This is a genomic window from Selenomonas sp. oral taxon 126 (assembly GCF_001683335.1).
GTDB lineage: Bacteria > Bacillota > Negativicutes > Selenomonadales > Selenomonadaceae > Centipeda.
Window position 1 is genome coordinate 283,659 of record NZ_CP016201.1, and the last position, 23,016, is coordinate 306,674.

A 23,016-nucleotide genomic window follows, 5' to 3' on the forward strand; every position below is an offset into this window, starting at 1 on the left:
GGATCTGCCCATCCGCATTCTCCGATCGGAATGCGTCGCGGATCGGGATGAGCGTATCGAGCATCGTCTTGTCGCCGCGCTCGGCTCGTCCGCGCCGCTGGATCGCATCAATCCCCGCCGTAAAGAGCTTCTCGAAGCTGTGCACATCGAGCCGCGTATGCTCGTTCACCGCCTCGCTTGCACGCACGAATCCAATGCCGTACAGAGGACCTGCCGCACCGCCGACGTTCTCGATGAACGCACGTCCGATGTGGTAGAGCACATCCTTCACCGGCGCATCGGCGGGCAGTTCCGCCAGACGTTCCCGCGCCGCCGTGAATCCGCGCGCCATATTCAGACCATGATCCCCGTCCCCGGTCTTGGCATCCACCGCCGTCAGATAATCCTTCTGCGCCATAATTGCGGTGATGACCGCATTCACTGCATCACGAACATTTGCCATCTCATCGCACCATCTTTCCCGAAATTAGAGTTTTCCATATTCTCATATGCATCATTATAGCACGGGATTTCTCATAGGAAAAGAGTCTTCCAACATTTCGATGAAGTTTTCCGAAAAGACAGATTTCAAATTGTTGCAACAAATTGTTATTCCTGTATTTGTCAAGTCTTGCGACTCACTTTTTTTTATGCTATCATAATGGACAAGAAGGTGAGCCTTAGGTGTGCGTATGCCTTAGCAATGTCTAACCTACAGATCTTTCAGGGAATCCGAATTGATTCCGGTGAATGTGACACTCCTTTGGAGGACGCGGTAGTCGGACTTAGGGTACCCACCTGCTTTACGCAGGTATAGACATATAAGTCATACGGCATTTCAGACCCCTCTCTTGTGGTCAGAGTGGAACTGCCCCAGCGGCGGCTCTGTTCTGACCTTTTTTGTGTGCACCTCTTCCTTGGCAGGATTTTTTTGAAAAGAAACGAATAAATACAACTAGTATACGTTAGTTTGCGAGGGAGATCGAAATGCCGGATCTGGATAAAACGAACGAAGAATTAAACGCAGACACGCCCGCAAAGAGACGCGGCCGCCCGAAAAAGCGCGTGCAGGAGGAGGCGGAGGACACCGCCGCCAAAAAGCGCGGCCGTCCGAAGAAGGGCGAGACCGCTGCGGCGCATCCTGCGCCGCGCCGCGAGCGCCCCGCAGAGCTCGTCTTTGCGCTCGACATCGGCACGCGCAGCGTCATCGGCATCGTCGCCGAGCAGCGTGACGGTCTGCTCCACATCCTCGCCACCGAGCGCATGGAGCACAAGACGCGCGCCATGCTCGACGGGCAGATTCACGATGTGCCGCAGGTCGCCGCCATCATCCGCGAGGTCAAGCGCCGTCTCACCGAGCGTACGGGAGCGCTTCAGAGCGCTGCCGTCGCCGCCGCAGGACGCGCGCTCTACACGATGACCGCCGAGGCGGAGCAGGACATCACGGGCACGATCACGCCCGCGCAGCAGCGCGACCTCGACTTTGCCGGCGTGCAGGCTGCGCAGCGAAAGCTCGCCCACTCGCACACGGTCGACGACCCGACGCGCTACTACTGCGTCGGCTACAGCACGATCCGCTACACGCTCGACGGCAACGAGCTCAAGACGCTCATCGGGCAGCGCGGCAGGCACGCACAGGCGACTGTCATTGCAACCTTCCTCCCGCGTCAGGTCGTCGACTCCATGCAGTCCGCGCTGCGCGAGACCCATCTCGAGATGCGTGCACTCACCCTCGAGCCGATCGCGGGCATCAACGTCCTCATCCCGCCCACGATGCGCCACCTGAACCTCGTCCTCGTCGACATTGGCGCGGGCACGTCCGACGTTGCCATCACGCGCGGCGGCTCCGTCATCGCCTACGGCATGGTGCCGATGGCGGGCGATGAGATCACGGAGGCAATCTCGCGCGAGTATCTCCTCGACTTCAACATCGCCGAGGACATCAAACGCAAAGCGGCGGACGGGCAGGATGTCTCCTTCACCGATATTCTCGGCATGAAGCTCTCGCTCAGTGCCGAACAGGTCATTGCTGCAATCAAGCCCGGCGTCGAACATCTTGCCAATGAGATTGCAAAACAGATCCTCGAGCTGAACGGCGAGGCGCCGCAGGCGGTCATGCTCGTCGGCGGCGGTTCGCTTACGCCCATGATGCCCGAGCTCGTCGCGGCGGCGCTCGGCATCCCCGAGGCACGCGTCGCCGTGCGCCAGCCCGACGAGGTGGACGGGATCGCGGAGCTGCCCGAGGAACTCCACGCCCCCGATGCGGTCACGCCGCTCGGCATTTTGAAGATTGCATCCATCAACACCCTGCACTTCCTCGCCGTCTGGATCAACGACATCGAATACAGCCTCTTCAACTTCCGCGAGTTGAACGTCTCCGATGCGCTGCTCGCGGCGGGGATCAGTCTGCGCAAGTACAACGGCCGTCCCGGCATGGGGCTGATGGTTACCGTAAACGGAGAGCGCAAAAGCTTCCCCGGCACGATGGGCACACTCGCGCAGATCACGATTGACGGCAAAAGCGCGAGCCTCGACTCCCCCATTCACGACGACTGCCGCATCAAGCTCGTCGCGGGCGAGAACGGCACCCAGCCCGCGGTGCGCCTCAGCGAGGTCATCGGCACACTCGACAGCTACACGGTATTCCTCAACGGAGAGGAAACCCCCGTCACCGCGAGCATCCTTGTCAACGAAAGCGTTCCCGAGGGCGATCCCATCCTGCGCGACGGCGATGTGATTGTCTCGCGGCGTGAGCGCACCCTCGGCGAGGTGCTGCGCGCCGCGCATCTCCCGCCCACGGGGCGGCGCATTGCCTACACGCTGAACGGCGAGGCACGCCGCTTCTCCACCCTGCCCAAGATCGCGCTGAACGATGCGACCGCCCCCCTCTCGACCATGCTGCATGAGGGCGATGTCATTGAGTACGAGGAGACTGCGATTCCGACCGTCGAATCCGTGCTCAATCTCTCCACCGCCTCGTCCTATGCAACAATTACCTACGAGGGACGGGAGCACAATGTGCCCGCCTCGGGATTCTCCCTCACCATCAACGGACGTGAGGCATCGCCCGGCACCGTCGTCGAGGATGGCGCTGTCATCGCCTATCAGAAGGGCACGGGCAGCGCGAACGTCAGCGAGGCACTCCTCGCCGTCGGCTTTACGCCGCCGCCTACAACAAGCCGTGTCACCTTCACCATCCTTGTGAACGGTGTGAAGGCGGACTTCACGAGTCCCATCCGTACAGGCGATACCTTGGAGGTTGCGCTCATACCGCTGGACACGCCGAATGCATCCACAGAGAAATCCGACGGAAATGCCCCCGCAGCGAGCGCGATCCTCTCCGGCATCGCTGCACGCGCGGAACTCCCCCATACGGACAGCACAGCTCCGCAGCAAAAAGCATCGCCCGCCACGCAGACGGGCACCGTCACCGTCGACTCCCTGATGCGCTACGATTGACGGCGACATACAAAACGGCATACGAGTTAGGGCTCCTAAGCTCGTATGCCGTTTTTCTATCAAATGAGCGTGATCGGTACGATCAGATTCTCCCGATCAAACGCGCCCAATCGCTCTGTGAGGCAGAGGATCGCACCTGTCCCGCGCAGCAGCGGCGCCCTTTCGATCACAGAAAAAGATCGAATCATTTTCTTCTCCGGTGCAGCCGTTTTCTTGATCTCAATCGGATGCAGCCGACCGTCCCGCTCTACAATCAGATCGATTTCCTTCGCATCCTTATCCCGATAGTAGTAGAGATACAGCTTCGGGGTTTTCACCGTGCGTTTCAGCACATTATTGGAAAACTGCAAGAAAAAAGCGCCTGCGCCGACGTATTTTTGTCGGTGCAGGCGCTTATTATTCCTCCCGCAGGGATTTCCAACGGTCATGCAGCCAGAACCACTCCTCGGGATAGATCCGTATCCATTCCTCAATGCGCGTGTTAATTCTCTGCGTCACGCGCAAGACATCCGCCGCGCGGTCATCGGTCTTCTCGACCATGATGGGCGGGTCGACTGTGAGGATGTGATGCCCATTCGGCTCGCGATGGATAAAGACGGGAAAGATCGGCACCCCACAGCGGCGCGCAATCGCCGCCGCTCCCGTGAACGCATTCGTCCGCTGTCCGAAGAAGTCGACAATGACGCCGTCGCGCAGACTTGGATCCTGATCGCTGATGAGCCCGATGATCCACCCCGCATCGATCATGCGGAACATCTCACGCACGCCCGTCTGATAGGTAATGTGCATGCCGACGAGCGCACGGTACTCGTTGATGAAGCGATCCATGCCCTGAGCGCTCTGCTTCTTTGCCACGCCGACAACGGGAAGCCCCGCACAGGCGAACGCCCCGCCCATCAGCTCCCAGTTGCCGCTGTGCGAGGTGGCAAAGATCGCTCCCTTGCCCGCTGCAGCTGCTGCGTGCAGCGCGTCAACCGCGCCCGTCATCGTAACGTATTCGCTCATGCGTGGCTTTATGACAGGAAAGCGCAGCACCTCCATCAACATCGGACCGAAGCGCAGACTGCTCGCGCGTGCGATGCGCTCCGCCTCCGCCTCGGGAACATGGAGACAGTTCATAACCTGCGTGCGTGCAAGCCGCTTGCGCTTCGCGGGGACGAAGATCCACGCGAGCCGCGCCAGCCCCTCCCCGAGCGCCATCGCGACGCCGTGCGGCAGCAGACAGATGAGGCGGCTGAGAACCTTCATCGCATAGTAGGAGAACATCTCAGTCGTTCCCGCGCAGCCCCTCGAGCTCCTTTTCGAGGGACTTGATCTTCTTCACCATCTCGGGCAGACGGCGGATTGCCGCCTGTACGCGCAGCCATTCCGCATGCGGCTGCACGGGGAATCCCGCACAGAAGACGCCCTCGGGCATGTCACCGATGATGCCCGAGCGCGCGGCGTAAACCGAGTTCGCACCGATATTGATGTGCCCGACCGTGCCGACCTGCCCGCCAAAGGTGACATTGTGCCCGACCTTCGTCGAGCCGGAGATGCCCGTCTGCGCGACGATAAGGCAGTTCGCGCCGATGTTGCAGTTGTGCCCGATGTGCACGAGGTTGTCGATCTTCGTGCCCTTGCCGATGACGGTTGCACCAAGGGTCGCGCGGTCGATGCCGACGTGCGCGCCAATCTCCACATCGTCCTCAATGACGACGCCGCCGACCTGCGGCACCTTCGTATGCACGCCCGCCTCAGTCGTAAAGCCGAAGCCGTCCGCGCCGATGACCGCACCGCTGTGAATCGTGCAGCGCGCCCCGATGCGGCAGTGCTCGCGCACGGTTGCACTCGGATAGATGACCGTATGGTCGCCGATCACGGAGTACTGCCCGACATAGGCATGGGGATAGACCGTCACGCCCGCACCGAGGACGGCATGGTCGTCGACGTAGGCAAAGGGCAGGATGGTCACGCCCTCCCCGATCTGCACGTCCGCACCGATGTACGCCTCGTCACTGACACCGACGGCGTGCTCGATGGGCGGGGTAAAGATCGTCAGCAGCTTTGCAAATGCCGCCTTTGGCTCCGCAACAAAGATCACAGGGCACGAAAAGCCCTCCGTTCCCGTCGGCAGGAGGAGTGCGCCCGCCTTTGCGCCCGCGCGTGCCGCGTCGATATGCGGCGGAACGGCAAAGGCGAGATCGTCCGCCCCCGCCTCATCGAGCGCGGCGAGGCTGCGGATCACGCGCGTTCCGTCACCGCTGACCGCGCCGCCGACGAGCGCCGCGAGCTCATTGACTGTCTTTTCCATGCTCATGCTCCTTTATTGGAGTTTGCCAATCACATCGTCGGTGATGTCCACACCGCCCGTGAAGACCGTCGGCGCTTTCTCAGAGCCTGCGTCCAGGACAATGTCCAGTTCCTTTTCTTTGGCAATATCCTGTACGGCGACATTCAGCTTCTGCTCGTACTGGATCATATACATCTGGTTGAGCCCCGCCATCTTGCGCTGCGTCTCCATCTGGAGCTGCTGCGCCTCCTCGGCAGTCATGTTCGGGTTCGCCTCGAACTTCGTCTGCGCCTCCTGCTGTGCCTCCATGAGCTTCTCATTCGCCTCGGCGATGACTGCCTTGATCTGGGGTGCCTCCGTGTGCACGCGTTCGCGATCCATCGTCCCGATATGAACCTGACCGCAGCCGGCAGCAAACATACTCGCGGTAAGAAGGACGGCGGCAGCCGCCTTGCTGATATACTTCATCTGTAAATTAGTCCTTTCCTTAAAAGGGGCGTTTCATTGTGCCGCAGTAGGCTCAATGCGCTCCATCTCGCGCACCATCTCTGCCGTCAGATCGACGGCGGCAGTGCTGATGAGCGGCGCATAGCGGCGCACAGCAAAGAGATCGTCGGAGGGCAGCAGCATCATCGCATCCGCCTCAGGTGAGGCAAGGATGAGCGAAAGCTGATGCTGCAGGGCGAGCTTTGCGGCGCGGCTGCGCACATCGCGCATGATCTCCGCCTCAAGCGCATCTGCCTCCGCACGTACGGCAGCAAGCCGCATGGCACGCGCAGAGACAGTGGATTTCCCCTCCTGCGCGGCGCGCGCTCTCTCCATCTCCTGTGCGCTGCGCTCCTGCACCTCTTTTTTCATGCGCTCCGCCTCTGCCTTCTGCGCATCCACAGTCTCCTGCGCGCGCTTTGTCCACGCCGCTTGCTGCGGCTCGATGCGTGCGGCAACACGTGCGTTGATCTCCGCCTCCCACTGGCGGTAGAGCTCACGCTGGCGCATGCCGCGCTCATCCTTCAGCAGCGCGCGCTGCCCCTCCCACATGGCGCGTTCGCGGGCAAGCTCCTCCTCCGAGACCTGCGGGCCATGCATGGCACGCTGATTGTCAATCTTCAGGTTGATGTTCAGAATGGCGTTCAGATACTCGTCGTCAATCGCCTTCTTGCGCGCCTCATAGTCTGCCTGCGTCTGCTTGCGGTAGACCTCCGCCAATCGCTTCTGCTCACGCTCGAGCTCCACGCGTGTCGAGATAACGACCTGTGCATTCTTCTGCCAGACAGAATCCTCAAACGGCGCAGGGTCGGTCTCGGGCGGCTTGATCTCAGGCGTCTTCGGCAGATCGCGCAGCAGCAGCGTGAGCGTCCGCTCCTCGGCACGCAGCGCCTTGAGGCGCTCATAGGAGGGATGCGCTGCAAGCACCTCTGCAATCCGCACGGTGCCGATCTCGCTCTCCTCTGTCGGCACGTCACGCTCCGGCATAAGGAGGAAGACTGCGAAGAGGACGAGGAGGCATGCTGCACCCGCAAGGATCTCCCTGCGTTTTGTCTGCCATAGCTTTTCCACGGCACACCTCCTTGGATTTATCCCTCTATAAAAATATACCGAGCAGAGTTCTGCCCGGTACATATGCACATTCCCTGCAAATTACTTGCTCAGCTGCTTCACGACATCCTGCGTGATGTCCTGACCGCCGTAAACGACCGCGCCCTTCTCAATGACGACGGAGAGCCCCTTCTTCTCAGCAACGCTCTTGACTGCGTCCTGAATGCTCTTCTCGATGGGCTCCATCAGTTCCTCGTTCTTCTGCTGGAGACGCTCCATCGTCTGCTGATAGTAGTCTGCCTTCTCCTGATCGTTCATGTTCGCAGACTTCGATTCGAAATCAGCCTGTGCCTCCTGCGACGCCTTCTGCATCTCGGCATTCGCCGCTGCAAGCTGCGGATGCTGGCTGCCGACCTGGCGATAGTCCACAACGCCGACGGAGGAAGTTGCTGCCGAGGCGATGCCCGAGCCACTCTGCGTAAGCGCGAGTGCAACCACCGAGCCGACGAAAACGACGGCAATGAGGATGCTGATAATCTTAACCTGCTTCTGCTGCAATTTGATCATGAATATAATCTCCTTTTCTGACCAGATCTGTCGGTTAACCAATCAACCGAACGCTCCTATTATAGCAAAGAGCGCCGCACAGTTCAATATTATTTTGTCGCACGATATGCAACCATCGGCATCTCCGAAAACTCCATATCCGTGATTTTTGGGCAACTCAGCGGATGGTTCAGCCAGTTCTCATGCGTAAAGGTCACATCCACGGTCTTTGGCCCATCCTGAAAGCGATAGGTGGAACTGTAGACACCGTCTACAATGCTCTGCTGGACGAAAGTCGCCTTGCCGTACATCCCCTCCATATCGCTGAGGGTCAGATCTGGGCGAAGGCTGTCGAAATTCTCCTTCGTGATGACATCCTGTGTATCACGGGGTCCCTGCAGTGCGCCGGGTCCCGGTGCGCGCTCCGCCGTCTTTCCGCTGCAGCCCGCAACGAGCATGGACGAGGCGGCAAACGCTGCTGCCACAAGACCAAGTTTGCTGACGTTCATCATAACACTCCCTCTTTCCGATAAAACTCTCCAAAACACCTTTTTATCATACACCATTCCAGACGTTCATTCAAGAAGAAAAAAGAACTCCTCACGGCTGCACCGCCCGTCGATAGAGACGCAGTTTCGTCCGCCCCTCGTGCGGCAGTGCGCCGAGCTCTTCCCAGCCCTGCGCCGCAAGATTCTGCTCAAATGCGTCGAACGCATGGCGCTCCACCACGAGATACACCGTCCGATCGCGCGGCAGCTCGTCGATCGGCAGGAATGGCATGACATTCTTGCTGTTCCAGCTCATCTCCTTCGGTGCACGCGCCGCAATCTCCTCGCGCGAGGCAAGCGCATACATCGTGTGCCCCGTATAGTAGGGCACGGTTGCCGTATAGTCACCATAACAGACGAGCAGATCGTCCTGCTTCATCGTCTGCGAAAGGATCGCCGCCGCACTCTTCCCGCTGAAATGCCCATCGCGCTCGGAGTAGTTCGTCACAACAAAGACGACGGCGAGATAGAGCCCCATGCCGAGGATCGCCCCCACTTTCAGCACGCGCGGATTCTTCGCGAGGAGACGTGCCGTCAGAATCGCCGTCGGCAGAAACGCGGGGAAGCTGTACGTCGGGTACTTCGTCGCCATGAACTGGAAGAACACAGGTACAACAATCGCCCAGACAAGCAAGAAGAGCGTGCGCACGTCGATGTCAGGGCGAATCCGCCACGCACGATAGAGCGCGAGCGGCAGAGCAAAGCTCCACGGGAACATCCCGATGAAGTAGACGCCGAGGTAGAAATACCAGACATCCCACTGCGCATGCTCGGACACCGTCGCACGCAGGACATTGTGAATCCCGAGGAAGGTGTTCACAAAATCCGCCCCGTGCGCAAAATACATATAGATGTACCACGGCGCGCACACCGCCGCAAAGACGAGCAGCCCCGTCGGGATGCACATACGCCGGAGCGCGGAGAGATCGCGTGCGAGCGCGAGGAAGACGAGGATCACAAGCCCCGGCAGGAGGAGGCCGATCGGCCCCTTCGTCAGCACGGCGAGTCCCGCACACGCATATGCGATGTAGAAATATTTTTGCTCCCGCTCGTAGTAGCCGATGAAAAAGGCGGCAAGCGTTCCGCTGAAAAACACAAAGAGGCTCATATCCGTGAGGATCAGCTTTGCCAAAAAGGAGTAGAGCACACCCGTCCCGAGGATGATCGCCGCCCAGAACGCCGTTCGCTCATCGTAGAGCCGCCGCGCAAAGGCGTAGGTCATGACGAGCCCCACCGCAGCGAAGAGTGCAGGGAAAAAGCGCGCGGCAAAATCCGTCACGCCGAATACGGAGAACGCCGCAATCAGCTCCCAGTAGAAGAAGATCGGCTTATCGTACCAATAGTTTCCGTAGATCTGCGGGGAGAGGTAATCCCCTGCCGCCAGCATCTCCTTCGCCGTCTGCGCGTAGTTCACCTCGACGGGTGCCGTCACGGCGAGCGCACCGTTGCCCCAGAAATAAAGTGCGACGAGGCAAAAGATTGCCACGCCGCTTGTCAGCCGTTCATTCATCGCGTTCCTCCCTCTGCTCCTCCATACGCCGATTGTCGCACGCAATCAGATAGAGCGGACGATTCTTCACCTCTTGCAGAATGCGCGCAATGTACTCGCCGCAGACGCCGAGCATCATCATCTGCATGCCGCCGAAAAAGAGGCTGCATACGACGATCGTCGACCAACCCGCCACAGTCTCCCCACGGAGTGTCTCATAGAGCACGTGGAGAAAGAGCAGTACTGCGAGGAGTGCCGAGCATATGCCCACGTAGAAGGCAGCGCGCAGCGGCTGCACCGAATAGGCGAGAATACCGTCAAGTGCGAACGAGATCATCTTGTGCAGGGAGAATTTCGACTGCCCCGCAAAACGCTCCGGCGCAACGAACTCCACCGTTGTCCTGCGGAAGCCCATCGCACCCACAATTCCGCGGATGAAGCGCGCATGCTCGTGATAGCGGCGCAGGGCGAGAACTGCCCTCCGATCCATCAGACGAAAGTCCGACCCGCCCTCCTGGATCTCCACATCGGTCATTGCATTGAGGAGACGGTAGTAGTATTTCGAGGTCAGACGCTTAAAGATGGATGCCCCTTCCGTCGTCAGCCGTACCGTCTGAACGATCTCATAGCCCTCCTCCCATTTTGCAAGCAGCACGGGCAGGAGCTCCGGCGGATGCTGCATATCGCCGTCCATCGTGATCACCGCATCCCCGTCCGCATGATCCGTGCCGCAGGTCAGCGCAATCTGATGCCCGGAATTGCGCGCGAGGAATATTGACTGCACATGGGGATCCCGAGCCCCGAGCGCGCGCAGGATCTCGCGGCTGCGGTCGTGGGAACCGTCGTCGATAAAGAGAATCTCATACGCATAGGGCAGCGTTTCCATCACCTTTTCCACGCTCTGCACAAAATGCGCAATATTCTCCTCCTCGTTGTAGACCGGAACCACAATCGAAACACGCTTCACCGCTTCACCCCCATTACTCTATGATTTCCCTCTAAAAGTTTCCAATCAGCCGAATCCACCTGTCATGACCGTCCGCGAGCGCCGCAATGCTGAGGAAATCGTGCAGCTTATACCGCAGCTCCCACTCCCATGCGCCTGTATCCGTCCACTGCTCGTAGCGCACGAGCCAGCGCGGATGGAGCGCATAGCTCCCCGCAGCGGAAAAGCGAGCATCGCTCAGATCGTAGCGCAGATCGCCCGTGAAGTGCGGGAATAGTTCACGCGCATAGCCGACGCGCCAGTCAAAGCGCACATCTTCGGGTGCGGCATCCGTCTCCACATAGAGCTCATCGCGTGCACTCACCATTTGCCCCGCATGCAGGCGTACATGCAGGTCGCGCCGATCATCGTCCCGATTCTCCGATGTGCGCCCGATGTCGAGCCAGCCCGTCAGATGCAGACGGTATCGCCTGCTGTCCGTGCGGCTCATGACTGCCATGCGCTCCCCCGGCGTGATCGTCACCTGCGAGGTGAACTGCATCCGGCGAAAATCGCTTGCACCATCCAACCCATCCGCAAGCTGCTGCTCGAAGACGGAGCGATGCCGCGCAACAAAGGCGACGGGCACGCCGACGAGGCGATTCGCCGCCGTCTCCATCGCCCTGCGCTGCGAGAGCAGTGTGACGTTCGGTATTGTATCCGAGCGCATGGAGAGATCGACCGTCCGCACAACGGGTAGGCGCGGATAGACCGTGAGACGCACCTGCGCTGCCGTATCGACATCGATATCGTAGTCCGCGCGGAACTCCGGCAGATGCTCATCCATATAGGCGGTCAGGCTGCGCTTCAGCGCACCCGCCGCCCAGTCGGTTGCCGCAATCGGCAGCCCCACGAGCGCATCCGAAAAGACCGTGCCGACATCCGCGAGATCGGCGCGCACAATTTCCTCCACGGCGGGCGGCATGCCCTCGACCGCCATCTCGACGCGAACACCCTGGATCGTATCCGCCCACGGTGCGAGGTGGATTGTGACCTCCGTCCGCTGCGCAGGATGTACCTCGACCCCCGTCACCGTGTAGCCGACGAGCAGACGATCAAAGACCGCACCGATAATCTCCGCCTCCTCTGTCGGAGAGACCGCCGTCACCGCGCGCCCCTCCATGCGTTCCGCCGCGATTGCTGCAACCGTGCGCTCCATGCGCGCACGCACAATGGAGGGAATCTCCCGATCACCTACGACAATAGCCGCAGTTTCCTCCACACGGGAGGACTCTGCGGCATATGTGTGGTGAAAAAAAACGAACGCTGCAAAAACGAGAAAAGCAAGAACTCGGATACGCATAGGCACAAGAGCCTGCATTATCAGAACGTGCCGCCGACGCGGAAGTGTACGCGTCCGCCCTGCGAACCGCGACCGTAGTCAAGGCGTAGCGGACCGATCGGCGTATTGAGACCAAGCCCGACACCGACGCTCCCGTACAGATTCTCCGGCGTGAAGCCGCTCGACCACGCGCCGCCGTAATCCGCAAAGAGCGCCCCCGTCACCTTCGACACGATCGGGAAGCGGTATTCAATCGAGGCGAGCGCCATGCGCGTCCCGCGGAACTGATCCTCGCGGTAGCCACGGATCGTATCCTGACCGCCCATGCGGAACTGGCTGTACTCAGAGATCGAGCCGCGGCTGATGCCGTACTGCCCGCGCAGGACGAAGACCTGCGAACGCCCCGCCTTGAGGTAGTGCGTATCGCCCGCAATATACTTCTGATAGTTGAAGTCACCGCCGAAACCCGCGAACTCTGCAGAGAGCGAGGCGCGCGCCCCCATTGTCGGCTCGTAGACATTATCGCGTGTATCCGTCACATGCTCGAGCGTTATGCTGCGCGTCGTACCGAAATTGTTCGCAATCCACGCGGTATTTCCGCTGCGGTTGCCCGCATTGCCCGACTCCGTATGCTTGACATACTTATCCTTGCGATTGCGCAGCGTGACGAAATTCGTCGAATACTCGCTCATGGGTCGGCTGAGCGTCACCTCGCCGCCCGAGTATTTGCGCATGAACGACTCCTTGTGATTGCCGTCCTCATCGTAGTCATCGTATTCGTACGTACGGTTGTAGATGCGCAGTGTACCCGCCGTCTCTTTCTTGTCGAGCCACGGGCGGCGGTACATGAACGTATAGCCGCGCGCATCCGTATCATCGCCGCTGACCTCATAGGTGAGGCTGATCGTGTCGCCCATGCCACGGAAATTCGTGTCACTGACGCTGAGCGTTCCGACCATGCCATCGGAACTCGAGTAGCCTGCGCCAATGCCGAACGAACCCGTGCGCTTCTCCTGGACATCGATCTCCATGACAACCGCATTCGGCTCAACGCCGGGGTTCATCTTGACATTGACATCCTCGAAGAAGCCGAGGTTGTAGACACGCTGCATACTGCGGCGCGCCTGATTTGCATTGAACGGCTCACCGACCTTCTGACGCATCTCGCGCAGAATGACGTATTCCTTCGTCTTCTTATTGCCCTTGACCTTATAGCCCTCGAGTGTGCCCTCGCTGATCTTGATCGTGAGCGTGCCGTCCTGCGCGATGTTGAGATCCGTGATCTTTGCGAGAATATAGCCGTCCGCGCGGTACTTCTCCTGAATCGCCTGCACGTTCTCCTGCAGTGTGCGCGCGTTCAGCAGCTCACCGTTCTTGACCGTGATGAGCTCCATCAGAGACTCCGTGGATTCAACCGTATTGCCCTCGATCTTCACTTCCTTGAGCTCGGGATTCTCGAGCACATTGTATGTCAGGACAACCCCCTCAGGCACCTGCTCGAACGACGGATAGAGATCGTAGAAATAGCCCGTTGCGTAGATCGCATCGCGGTCCTTCACCAGTCCCTCCTCGGTCACAGCATCGCCCACGTGCATCGTGAGAGCTGCGCGTGCCGCCCCTTCGGTCGCCTCCGTCGCGCCGTTGAACTTGATTTCCATGATCGTCTTGCCCACCTGCGCCGCAAGGTAGTTCGTGATCTCATCCTCGGCGGGACGCTTTGCCGCCCATGCAGCAGCGCGCTCATCCGAGGACGTAGGCGCGGCAGTCGTCGTCAGCGCGGGTGCATCCGCAACCGGAGCGTCCGCAGAGCCGCTCACGGCAGATGGCGCAGCATCACTCAGCACGGGTGCATCCGTCACCACAGCTGCACCCTTCTCCGCTGCAAAGGCATGCGGCAGCGTCAGGGCGGATACCCCAACGCCAAGCGCAATAGCGAGTGTGAGTCTCTGATATCTCTTACTGTTCAAAGGCGAAACCTCCTAGATATGCGCACCTTGGCGCACTATTTCAATCCGACCGCAATCTGCGGGGAAATGATCGACTATTCCCGTAAAATCCTGCCGCCGACCTGCATGAGCCGCTGCATATCGGCATCGGGCATCTGCCGGCGCTGTGCGGGTGCTGTGCTCTGCACGGGTGCCGGCACAGATGGCGCGGCCGCAGTCTCTGCCTGCGGCTGTGCGTGTTCCACACTTGGCGCGGGCGCCTCTTTCGGCGGGGCTGCCGCTGGGGGCGGCGTCTCCGTCAGTGGGGCAGCGCGCTCCACGGTATCCGCTGCAAATGCGGGCGCCTCCACACTCCGCTGTGCACGCTGCACGGGCGGCGGGCTCGCCGTCTCCTCTGCAGGCGACCTGTCCCACACGAAATACGCAAGGACTGATGCTGCAGCGAGCGTCGGCAGCAGCCAGCGTGCAAGCCGCCGCATGCGCGCACGGCGATCCGCTGCAATGCGTGCAAGTTCTGCGCGCGCAAGCATGAGTTTCAGATCGCCCGCGAGATCATCCTCACCCGCAAGCGCATGCTCCGCGCCCGTGAGCCAGTCCCGCGCCGCACGGATGGATTTCGCGCGCTCCCTGCGATCCGCAGCCATCGCCGTACCTCCCCTCTCAGGAAGCACTGATCAATGATACATTTCATTCCTATCAGCGATTCCTTGATTATACTACAGTCCATAGGATGGATTCAAGACGTTAAAATTAAAACGTGGTACTAAAAATTACCAATTTTGCATAAAACGCGAGAGCATCCCACGAACGCGCCGGATGCCGTTCTGCTGCAGACGGTAGATATGCGCCGGCGTCACACCGAGCGACTCCGCCATCGTCTGCGCGCGTGCACCGCCGATCGTCACGCCCTCGAGCACAAGCCGCTCCCGCGCGGGCAGCCGCTCCATCGCAGCGCCGAGCACGCCGACGAGTGCGTGATGCTCCGCGAGCTCCGCGACCGAGGGGCGCTCGTCGACGAGCAGCTCCTTCGCCGTCTCGTACGCCTCCGTCTCCGCCTCGAGGCACGGCAGATCGACCCGCCCCTCACGGCGGAGGAAGTCCAGAATGCGCCCGCGCACACGATGCACGGCGTAGAGACTGAACGCTACGCCGCGCGTGGGATCATAGCGCTCCACCGCCTCGATCAGACCGATCGTCCCCTCCTGCACCGCATCCATCACGGCAGGCAGTGCGCGATAGGGCATGACCTCACGGAAGACGAGCGGCTGATACGACTCAATGATCGTACGCCGCGCCGCCTCATCGCCGCGCTCCTTATAGGCGCGCCAGAGTTCCCCCTCCTCTGCCGGCGCGAGCTTCTGCACATCGGCGAGCTTCTTTACATAATCCGAAAACACGGGCGCACCCCCTTTTTCAAAACATATCAGAATCTGAACCGCGCCTCAAAGCTGATGAGCTGATCCGAACCCTCGCGGTCATACGAGATGCCGAAGCGGTCATTGAAGTCGTACTGGATGCCGATACGATGCGTATCCGATGCCGCGCCGAGTCCCTGCACATAGCGCAGGAGCACACGGTCACCGAAATACTTGCCGATCTCGACATTGTACTCGTTCTCATTCTGCTTCACCGCCTCGTCGTCCTTTGTCTCAAAGAGCGCGCCGCTCCCGCTCGAGAGGCGGAGCACATCGAGATGGAGGAAATTCTTCACGGAGTCCTCCACCTCGGAGAGAATACTCATCTGAAGGCCGATCGAGAGGATATCCGCCGCCGTGATGCCGCCCTCACCGTTTGCATAGGCGCTGCGCAGCGTCAGCATGCGGATGATCTCCTCTTCTGACATCTCAGGGCTCGAGCCGAGGCGGAAATCCATGTGGTCGAGCGGTCCGTGCGCCGAGAGGAAGACACGCGTATGCGTGAGGCGCGCCTCCGCATAGAACGCAATCTCCGGCAGGAACGACTCCGGCTGGTTGAACGTCGCCGTCCCCTCGCGGATCTTGAACACCGTCCGCAGATAGCTGACCGTGTCGCCGCGCCGCACGCCGATCATGCCCGTCGTGCGCGGATGGCGCGTTGTCCCGCCGAAATGCACAGAACCCGACGGGTGCATATCGTAGAAACTAGGACTGAACAGGTGCACGTGCCGCCCCACCGTCAGCCCCACATCGAGCATAATGTGCGGGAGCTCGTCGTCCGTCTCCGGAATCGACGGGATTGTCACGAGCGCACGGTCGATATCGATCGTGCCCGAGAGTTTCGGCAGAACCTCACCCCAGTACTCGCCCTCCGTCAGGCGCAGTGTGCCGCTCAGAGGTCCCTCATAGAACGAGGTCTTGAGATCCAGATTGTTCATCACAAACGTAAAATCATATGACTGCGGCTCCATGCCCGCCATCTCCACGCGCCCCGTCAGGAGATAGGTGCCCGCGCCCATCTTGCCCGTGCACTCGCGCACAGAGAGCGCATCACCGAGCGCGTCGATCCGCACCTGCATATCCGTCAGCGGATGCTCGAAATAGCGCAGCTTCACCGCGCCGCCCGTCACGCGCAGACTGCCCGTCAGGCGGGGCGCAGCGAGCGTCCCGTGCAGCTTCAGGCTGCCCTCCGTGCGTCCGAGCGCCCACTCCACCTGATTGGAAAACACAGGAATAAGCGAGAGATCGGCATTGTCGAGCGCAATCGTCAGATCGATCTGATCGTAGGCATCCAGCGTCTCATCGCGGTCCGCCGTGAGCGCGCGCAGGGGCAGCGTGCCGTGCGCACTCGCTGCATAGGCAATGCCGTCGATGTACTTCGTCACCGTCAGCTGATTCAGGCGGATCACGGAGCCGCGCAGCTGCGCCTCTCCCGTCAGATCATCGAACGTCGCGCCGTTCGTGCCGCCGTTCTTCGCCGTCAGCTTCAGATCCGCCTCCGGATGCTGCGTCTGCCCGCCGACGTGCGCCGTCAGCGACACCGTTCCCGTTACCTCCTGCTCCACGCCTGCAAAGCGCGTGAGCATGCCGAGCGCAATGTCCGAGACCGCGATATCCACATTTGCCGCGCCGTCAAAATCCGCTGTGCCGACAGCGGAGAATGAGCCATCCCCCTGCGTACCCGCGAACTTGCTGATCGTCAGCACGCGATCTGAGAGAGCGACATCGAGTGCAAGTTTCTGCACGGGATAGGAGGCAATCGTGCCCTCCGCAATCTCACCCGTCAGCGCAATCGACGGATTATCCGGCGTACCGCCGAGCTGAACCGCAGTCGTGATCTTCCCCGTGATGCGGTTCTCGTTTTGATTTGCGAGTGCAAGCAGTGCCGTGACATCCATCTTCTCAATATCCAACGCGCCGCTCAGCGCACGCGTCTCCGTATCGTAGCGCAGACGCGCCGTCACAGAGCCGTCCGCCCCCTGACGGAAGCCCGTCCGCTCCAGATCGATGATCCCGTTTTCAAAGTGGACAAAGCCGCGGATCTCCCGCAGCTCCACCCCGTTCATCGTGATTGCGTCCGCCTTCAGCTCCCCACGGAAAATCGGATGCGAGATCATGCCCCCCACCTTGCCGTTGAAGACGCCGTGCCCCGAGACCTCATAGGGCAGCTTGTGCTCGAATCGCTTCATATCGAGATCGCGCACCTCGGCGTCGAAGTCGAGCACGCCCTGCGCACTGATCGTGCCGTTCAGAACCATATCCACCATCGGTGAATAGATGTGGAACACCTGCACGCGGATGATGCCGTTGTCGAGGAAGTAGTCGCCGTCCATACCCGAGAGCACCGCCCCCGCATAGCTGCCGCGCGAGAAGTGGACATAGCCCACCGCGTGCGGATTGTCGAGCGTCCCCGTGAACTTGATGATATTGTCGATATTGCCCGTGATCGGCTGATCGGGCGCAACGAGCGCCGCCACATCCTCCATGCGTGCGCCGATCGTGTCGATCTGCAGGTCAATGCGCCGCTCGCCCGTAAAGCCGATCGACCCGTTCACAAGCCAGACCTCGCGCCCGCCGCGCTCCATCGAGAAATCGTAGATGCCTACCCCTGAGAGCGAGCCGTCCGCGCGGAAAAGCAGACTGTCAAACGGCTGATACATGAGATCGCCATTCGTCGCCGAGACCTGCATATCGACCTGCGGATCATGGATATCGCCGTGCACCTCGCCCGAGAAATCCGCAAGCCCCGAGAAACTGAGGCGCTCGTCGAGATAGTTCAGCAGGGAGAGATCGGCGTGTGCGCCGTAGAAGCGCAGATCGAGCGCAGAGCCGCGCGTGATCTTACCCTCTACCCCCAGCTCCGTATCATTCGGCAGCCGTGCGCTGAGGAAATCAATCGTCAGATCGTCCCCGCGCAGGATAAAGGAGGCGTTTGCACGCTCCACCGGAATATTGCGGTACACGCCATTCGAGAGCTGCGCACTGCCAAGAACCGTGAGCGAGCCCCCCGTCTGCCCGTCGATGCCGAGATCGGCATGCAGCGTGCCGTCGAGCTCCTCAGGCAGGGAAATAGAGAGGGAACGCAGCCCTCCGAGTGCGACATTGTCCACCGTCAGATGCGCCGTGTAGGCATTTTGCTCCACAGTAAACACACCCGTGCCCGACAGCGTCCCGCCGAACGCCTCCGCCGTCAGATTCTCAAACGAAATCGTGCCGTCTGCATAGGCAACATCCGCCGTCGCATTTTGGAAGGAGACATCGCTGACCGCGCCGTGCGCCGCCGTCAGTTTCCCCGTAACAGTCGGCGCCGCAAGCGTCCCCGTCACATGGAGATCTGCCGTCACAGCCCCCTGATAGGGGCTGTCCGCGAGAATGCGATCCACGGCGAAATCCTGCGCGCGCACAATGAAATCCAAATAGGGTGCGTCCGTGTCGAGCCGAATCGTCCCGTCCACACGCGCGCGCTGCTCCGCCGCCTCCGCTGTTGCGGCAACGAAAATTGCGCGCTCATTGAAGCGCAGCGCGGCGCTGTCCAGCTGCATCTGCGTCCCGTAGACATCTGCCGCACCGCGCATACCGTCGATGCGCCCGTCCATCGTGAGCACCCCGTCCACGCGGTGCAGCTCCATCCGCACGGCATCCGCGTGCAGAGACGAGAGCTGCAGCTCCTCGGGCAGAGAGTTCTCCGGCAGGAGGTGACGCAGCGACATGAAATCCGTATCTGCGGAACTGAGATAGAGCTCCTGATTCCCGCCAACATACGCACCGCTCACGCGCAGAGGAACACCCGAGAGAGCGCCCGTCGCCTTATAGGAGACATCGCTGCGGTCGATCTCCACTGCCCCCGCGATCTCCGTCAGCTCGTACGTGCGCCCGTCTGTCACAATGGTCGCCGAGCCGCCCTCCGTGCGGATGCGCCCCTCGAACGTGCTCGGTGACGTATCGTCCGCACCGATGTCATCGTAGTTCCACGAGCCGTCCGCACGCTGCACAATGTCCGCATGCGCGCCCGTGAGCAGGATCTCGTCAATCGAGGTTTCGGGCGATGAAAGCAGAGAAAGCAGGCGAAGCGTCACCCGTGCCTCATCGGCACGGAGCACAGCCTCCGCCTGCTTGTCATAGATCACGACATCGTCCATTTTCAATTCGTGCAGAGAACGGATCTCCACTGCACCAATATGCACAGCCGTCCCCAGCTTCTGCGCCACGAGACGCTCTGCCATCTGTCCCGCCTCAGCCATGAATGCCTGAGCGCGTACGATGTGGATGAGAACTGCCGCGCAGATGAGGACGGCGGCGATCACCGCCGCCCCGATATACGCCTTCCGTCTCATAGCAAACCTCTTATACTCTTCGGATCAAGCGCCCCTTCCACCGCTTCGCGGTCCCCCTCCCCCGTACCGAACGGGGGAGGCTTTTCTTTACTCTCCACATCCCGCCATATTAGCTTCCCCCGTCACAACGGGGGAAGTGGCGAGCGTAGCGAGCCGATAGGGGCGCCCTTATTTGTTCATCTCTGCCTCATAGGTAGCATTCGCCGCCTGTACGCGTGCCGCCGCAGCAGCACCGGCATCCGCAGGTGCACGTTCTGCGGTCGGGCGCACCTCGGCATCCTTCGGCGTTGCAAAGAGCGCATCATCATGCAGCTGCGCCGCCGCACGCGCCCCCTGCGCACGCGCACCGTCCTCCTCCGCCGCGCGATAGCGCACGGCATCGAGATCGACGGGCACGCCCATCGCATTGTCGAGACTTGCCTTGCCCATATTGTAACTGTAGAGCGCCGTCGAATAGTTCATGCGCGCAGTCGTCAGATTGTCCGAGGCACGCATCACCTCGAGATTCGTTCCCACGCCCGCATTGTAGCGGACGCGCGCGATATTATAGTCCTCCTCCGCCTGCTGCACAGCCTTCTCCGTCGTCTTGATATTCTGCTCTGCTGCACGCAGATTCAGATACGCCGTACGCACATCGAGACGGATCTTCTCATCCGCCGCCGCGAGCGCCTCCTCCGCCTTGCGGAGCGTCGCCTTTGCCGCATCGACCTGCGCCGCCGTCACGCCGTTGTCAAAGATATTCCACGACGCACTCACACCCGCCGACCACGTATCGCTGCTCGTATGGTCGTCCTTGAAGGGGCGCTCGCCCGCAATCGAGCGCGATGCCGCCGCATTCACCGTCGGATGATAGCCCGCCTTTGCCGCACGCACCCCCGCCTCTGCCTGCTTTACCGCGTAGAATGCCGCTGCACCGTCCGCGCGATAGAGCAGCCCGTAGTCCGTGCAGTCGTCCAGAGAGAGCGTGTAGCCCGTATAGCGCAGCTCATCGTTGATCGTAAGCGTCGTATCCGTCGGCACACCGATCACATTGTTCAGCGTCGCGACCGCGACCTCATAGTTATTCCGCGCCGTCGTCAGATTCTGCTGCGCGTTCGCCAGCTCCACCTCCGAGGCGAGCACATCCGCACGCGCCACCGTACCCACGCGGAACTGCGCGTTCACATCCGCGAGATGTGTCTGCAGCGTCGCCACCGTATCCTCGCGCACCTTCACCAGATTGCGCGCCTGCAGGATATTGAAATAATCCGTCGTCGCTGTCAGGCGGATCGACTGCTTCGTCTGCTCGAGCGCAAAGTCCGCCGAGTTTAGCGCATAGCGCGCCGCCTTGCGCTGTGCATTCAGCGCCGCATTGTAGACCGGCAGCGCGACCGTCCCCGTATTGCCGTAGTTGTATTTGACCCCGGAGCCCTCGTACGCCTTGCCGCCGACGCGATTCGCCGAGGTCTGCCACGTCAGCGTCGGCCCCATCGAGCGGTTCGCCTGTGCGAGCGCGGCATCCGCCGCATCCACATCCGTCAGTGCCTGCTTGATCGTGCGGTTATTCTCGAGCGCCATCTGCACAGAGCGCGTCAGATCCACCTGCATCGTCTCAGCCGATGCCGTCCCCGTAAAAAGTCCGACGGCGGCAGTCAGAGCCAGAGCCCGTACCAGTCGTGCCGCAAAACGTCCCCTATTCTTCAAAGCCATTTCCTCCTCAACCGCTGACAGGATACACCCGAACGGCGGGCTGCTCCAAACATAGCCAACACCATGAAATCGTATTGACAGGTTCTCTCATTGTATCAGTTCCCCTATTTTTTTTCAAATAAATTTATTGTTAGCTGTCCTCTCGCATCTGCGAAACCACAATCCCCATCAAACGCACGGCATGATCTGCCATAAAGAGAGGAATATTCAGCACATCGTCGTCCACGCGCAGATTATTCAGCGAAAAGCGTACGCGCAACTTCGTCTCCGCCGCAAACATCTCCGCGTACTTTTTCAGACTGCGGCTTTTGATATTCGTATCCGACTTCACCTCGATCGGAATGATGTCATTCGCACACTGCAGCACAAAATCCACCTCATAGGACGGATTGAGTCGTGCCCAATAATACGGCACAGCATCGAGCTGCGGCAGGAGAGACTGCAAAACAAAATTCTCTGTCAGTGCCCCCTTGAATTCCGTGAACAGGCGGTTCCCCTCGCGGAATGCCGACGGATCGAGCCGCGACAGACGCCGCAGCACACCGACATCCGCCAAGTAGAGCTTGAACGCACTCAGATCCTCATATGCGGACAGCGGCAGCCCCGGCGCGCTGATGCGAAACACCTTGTAAACAAGCGCCGCCTGTACCAGCCATTCCACAGCATCCTCATACTCGCGCGCACGTGCCCCCTCCTTGACAACATTGTATAGGAAGCGCTTATTCTCTCGCGCCAGCTGCGACGGCATAGAGTTCCAAACACGCGCAATCTTTGGATATTCGCGCGGCGCAGGGTGCTTCATAAAATCGCGCTCATAGGCAGTGATGATATTCATCAGCGTCGTCTGTACCTCTCCCACCGACTGAGACGCTGCCCACCGCCCCACAACCTCAGGCATCCCGCCCGTGATATAGTACATCTTCAACTTCTCAGCCAGCGGATGAAAAAAGGCATCCGGCAGCGGCACAATCTCATCCACCTGATCGAGATATGCGGCGAGATGCTCACCGCCCGTTGCCATCAGGAACTCGTGAAAACCCATCGGATACAGGTGCAGAAAATCAACCTTCCCAACGGGGAACGAGGACGGCTTTGCGAGGGCAATACCGAGGAGAGAGCCGGCACAGGCAACGTGATATTCCGGCGCATTCTCATGGAAATACTTCAACGCGTTCAGCACCTCGGGACAGTCCTGTATCTCATCAAAAATCAGGAGCGTTCGCCCCGGCTGAATCTCCTGACCGCCCGCCATCGCCAGATTTGGGATAATGCGGCGTACATCCTTCGTCGTCGCAAAAAAATCGCGATACTCAGGATTCTCGTCAAAATTGAAATACGCCGTATTTTCATAGAAACGACGCCCAAACTCCTTGAGCAGCCACGTCTTGCCGACTTGACGAACGCCCTTCATAATCAACGGCTTTCGATATGCAGAGTCCTTCCATGCGACAAGCTCATTCATCGCCAATCGTTCCATTTCTTCACCTCATTATATATAATTACGTGATGTTTTACACATAATTATATATTTTTTCG

The 23,016-nt window shown here is 60.2% G+C and carries 18 protein-coding genes; 1 reads left to right on the forward strand and 17 read right to left on the reverse strand.

Annotation, left to right across the window (positions count from 1 at the left end; genetic code table 11):
• Window positions 1-442, reverse strand: a 442-nt coding sequence (gene dhaL / locus AXF19_RS01215) for a dihydroxyacetone kinase subunit DhaL (RefSeq protein WP_237141643.1), incomplete at its 3' end; no start/stop codon positions are given.
• Between the two features lie 524 nt (window positions 443-966).
• Between dhaL and AXF19_RS01220 the strand changes: the two genes are divergently transcribed.
• Complete coding sequence (locus AXF19_RS01220) at window positions 967-3,438, forward strand: cell division protein FtsA (RefSeq protein WP_066843959.1); 2,472 nt, start codon at window positions 967-969, stop codon at window positions 3,436-3,438.
• A gap of 59 nt (window positions 3,439-3,497) precedes the next feature.
• On the opposite strand, the gene AXF19_RS01225 is transcribed toward AXF19_RS01220, so the two are convergent.
• The 16 genes from AXF19_RS01225 to AXF19_RS01300 form a co-directional block, all read right to left on the reverse strand.
• Complete coding sequence (locus tag AXF19_RS01225; RefSeq protein WP_066843963.1) at window positions 3,498-3,788, reverse strand: DUF4143 domain-containing protein; 291 nt, start codon at window positions 3,786-3,788, stop codon at window positions 3,498-3,500.
• A 46-nt stretch (window positions 3,789-3,834) separates the two neighbouring features.
• Window positions 3,835-4,704, reverse strand: a complete 870-nt coding sequence (locus AXF19_RS01230; RefSeq protein ID WP_066843967.1) for a lysophospholipid acyltransferase family protein — start codon at window positions 4,702-4,704, stop codon at window positions 3,835-3,837.
• A 1-nt stretch (window position 4,705) separates the two neighbouring features.
• Window positions 4,706-5,731, reverse strand: a complete 1,026-nt coding sequence (lpxD, locus tag AXF19_RS01235) for a UDP-3-O-(3-hydroxymyristoyl)glucosamine N-acyltransferase (RefSeq protein WP_066843970.1) — start codon at window positions 5,729-5,731, stop codon at window positions 4,706-4,708.
• A 12-nt stretch (window positions 5,732-5,743) separates the two neighbouring features.
• Window positions 5,744-6,178: an OmpH family outer membrane protein gene (locus AXF19_RS01240; RefSeq protein WP_066843973.1), complete on the reverse strand. Its 435-nt coding sequence runs from the start codon at window positions 6,176-6,178 to the stop codon at window positions 5,744-5,746.
• Window positions 6,179-6,211: 33 nt separating this feature from the next.
• Window positions 6,212-7,267, reverse strand: a complete 1,056-nt coding sequence (locus tag AXF19_RS01245) for a hypothetical protein (protein ID WP_066843975.1) — start codon at window positions 7,265-7,267, stop codon at window positions 6,212-6,214.
• 81 nt (window positions 7,268-7,348) lie between these two features.
• Window positions 7,349-7,813, reverse strand: a complete 465-nt coding sequence (locus AXF19_RS01250) for an OmpH family outer membrane protein (RefSeq protein WP_066843978.1) — start codon at window positions 7,811-7,813, stop codon at window positions 7,349-7,351.
• 89 nt (window positions 7,814-7,902) lie between these two features.
• Window positions 7,903-8,304, reverse strand: a complete 402-nt coding sequence (locus AXF19_RS01255) for a hypothetical protein (RefSeq protein WP_066843982.1) — start codon at window positions 8,302-8,304, stop codon at window positions 7,903-7,905.
• 88 nt (window positions 8,305-8,392) lie between these two features.
• Entirely contained in the window at window positions 8,393-9,850 is a 1,458-nt protein-coding gene (locus tag AXF19_RS01260) for an ArnT family glycosyltransferase (protein ID WP_066843984.1), read from the reverse strand.
• Window positions 9,843-10,796 (reverse strand): glycosyltransferase family 2 protein, encoded by a 954-nt coding sequence (locus tag AXF19_RS01265; protein WP_066843987.1) that lies wholly within the window; start codon window positions 10,794-10,796, stop codon window positions 9,843-9,845. Before AXF19_RS01265 ends, AXF19_RS01260 begins: the two co-directional genes overlap by 8 nt.
• A 31-nt stretch (window positions 10,797-10,827) precedes the next feature.
• The gene (locus AXF19_RS01270) at window positions 10,828-12,117 is read right to left on the reverse strand and encodes an acylphosphatase (protein ID WP_066843990.1); all 1,290 of its coding nucleotides are present in this window, start codon (window positions 12,115-12,117) and stop codon (window positions 10,828-10,830) included.
• Window positions 12,118-12,137: 20 nt separating this feature from the next.
• Window positions 12,138-14,063: a BamA/OMP85 family outer membrane protein gene (locus AXF19_RS01275; protein ID WP_066843993.1), complete on the reverse strand. Its 1,926-nt coding sequence runs from the start codon at window positions 14,061-14,063 to the stop codon at window positions 12,138-12,140.
• A gap of 74 nt (window positions 14,064-14,137) precedes the next feature.
• Complete coding sequence (locus AXF19_RS01280; RefSeq protein WP_066843995.1) at window positions 14,138-14,686, reverse strand: preprotein translocase subunit SecG; 549 nt, start codon at window positions 14,684-14,686, stop codon at window positions 14,138-14,140.
• A gap of 126 nt (window positions 14,687-14,812) precedes the next feature.
• On the reverse strand, window positions 14,813-15,439 hold the full coding sequence (locus AXF19_RS01285) for a sigma-70 family RNA polymerase sigma factor (protein ID WP_066843998.1): 627 nt from the start codon (window positions 15,437-15,439) through the stop codon (window positions 14,813-14,815).
• 26 nt (window positions 15,440-15,465) lie between these two features.
• Entirely contained in the window at window positions 15,466-19,791 is a 4,326-nt protein-coding gene (locus AXF19_RS01290) for a translocation/assembly module TamB domain-containing protein (RefSeq protein WP_066844001.1), read from the reverse strand.
• Between the two features lie 168 nt (window positions 19,792-19,959).
• Window positions 19,960-21,480, reverse strand: a complete 1,521-nt coding sequence (locus AXF19_RS01295; RefSeq protein ID WP_066844004.1) for a TolC family protein — start codon at window positions 21,478-21,480, stop codon at window positions 19,960-19,962.
• A gap of 130 nt (window positions 21,481-21,610) precedes the next feature.
• Entirely contained in the window at window positions 21,611-22,957 is a 1,347-nt protein-coding gene (locus AXF19_RS01300; RefSeq protein ID WP_066844007.1) for an ATP-binding protein, read from the reverse strand.
• Between the last annotated feature and the right edge of the window lie 59 nt (window positions 22,958-23,016).